A 1,720-nucleotide genomic window follows, 5' to 3' on the forward strand; every position below is an offset into this window, starting at 1 on the left:
CCGAGGTGTAGCCGGTGACCGGCGCGTACATCGGGCCGTCGATCCAGGTGCGCTTGTACTTGTAGCGCAGGCCGTTGACGGAGGTCACGGCGCGCCCGCCGACCGCCTTGGCGAGGCGCTCGTCCAGCGTGCGGGCGGTGGCCTCCAGGTGGGCCTTGGCCGCGCCGATGGTGCCCTGCCGGTAGATCGCCGCCGTCAGCGGCGAGCCGATGTACGACAGCGCGGCGGTGGTGAAGCCGTCGGCCAGCAGGCCCCGGCCGGCGAGGTGGTCGATCCAGCGCTCCCAGTCCGCGCCGCCCATCACGGCCACGGTCTGCTCGACGTCGTCCCCCTCGGCCGGCGCGGTCTCGACCTCGCGGACCTCGGCAACGCCCTGGTCGTCGAAGACCAGGGTCTTGGTGCGGTTCGCCCGGCCGATCGGCCGGAGGACGGAGGCGTACGTGGCACCGGTGTCGGGGTCGGTGCGGCGGGGTGCGGCCACCGAGTAGACCAGGTGGTCCAGCCGGCCGCCGAAACGCTGCTCGACGAGGTCGGCGACCTGGTCCTTCAGCGCGTCGGAGAACGCGTCGCCGTTGAGGAAGACCAGGTCCCGCCCGGCGGTGCGGGCGATGTCGGCGGTGGCCGCGGTGCGGTACCAGCCGGCCGTGGCGGTGCGCCGTTCGGTGGGGGCCTTCTCGAAGGACACCGCGATGCCGCGGATGCCGGCGCGCTTGAGCCCGGCGAGCGTCGCCGCGAGGCCGTAGCCCGCGGAGGAGCCGATGACCAGCGCCACCGGTCCCTCGCCCGCCGGGGCGTCCGCCGGGGCGGGGCAGGCCTGCCACATGTCGGCCACCAGCCGCCGGCAGCCCGCCGGGTGGGAGTCGAGGAAGAGGAAGCCCCGGTTGCGGGGGGTGAGAACGCGCTCGGACACGACGGCAGTCCTTGGGTCGGCTGGGGCGGGATCGGCGGCCGGGGTGGCGGCCAGGGGGCGGCTACCGGCTCGGACGCCGCCGCCTCGGTGCCAGTCTGCGACGGCACCGGGCCGGGCAGGGGCCGCGCCAGGCGACAATGATCATGATCAGGTTTTGGAGTGTTGCCACACGTCCGACCCGGCGGGGAGCGGCCCCGGCCGGCCCGGCAGCCGGTCGACGAAGATCACGTGGGGCCCTATGCTGGCGCGATGTCCGACAGCACACCTCCGACCCTGCTCTTCGTCGTCGGCCCGGCCGCGGTCGGGAAGATGACCGTGGGCGGCGCCATAGCCGAGCGCACGGGTTTCAAGCTCTTCCACAACCACCTGACCATCGAGCCGCTGCTGCGCCTGTTCCCGTACGAGTCGCCGCAGTTCCAGCGCCTCAACCACGCCTTCCGGGAGCAGATCTTCGCCGAGGCCGCCGCGAGCAGCCTGCCCGGCCTGGTGTTCACCCTCGTCTGGGACTTCGACGACCCGGAGGACGCCGCACTGGTCGAGCGCTACGCGGCCCCGTTCCGCGAGCGCGGCTCACGCGTGCTGTTCCTGGAGCTGGCCGCCGACCAGGACGTCCGGCTGGTGCGCAACGGCGGCGAGTCCCGGCTGGCGGAGAAGGCCTCCAAGCGGGACCTGGAATGGTCCGACGCCAATCTGATCGGCATGGACGCCAAGTACCGGCTGAACTCGGTCGACGACTTCGCCGCCGTCCCCGAGTCCCACCTGCTGGTCGACAACACGCACCTCGGGCCCGACGAGGTCGCCGCACGGGCC

At 73.3% G+C, this 1,720-nt stretch carries 2 protein-coding genes; one reads left to right on the plus strand and one right to left on the minus strand.

What is annotated here, in order from left to right:
• A partial coding sequence (locus ABZ885_RS40600; protein WP_360200151.1) for an enoyl-[acyl-carrier-protein] reductase FabV occupies nucleotides 1-910 on the minus strand: 910 nt, incomplete at its 3' end.
• Between the two features lie 249 nt (nucleotides 911-1,159).
• Between ABZ885_RS40600 and ABZ885_RS40605 the strand changes: the two genes are divergently transcribed.
• The coding region (locus tag ABZ885_RS40605; protein ID WP_360200153.1) for a hypothetical protein at nucleotides 1,160-1,720 on the plus strand (561 nt) is incomplete at its 3' end.

This window comes from Kitasatospora sp. NPDC047058 (genome assembly GCF_040643935.1).
Lineage (GTDB): Bacteria > Actinomycetota > Actinomycetes > Streptomycetales > Streptomycetaceae > Kitasatospora.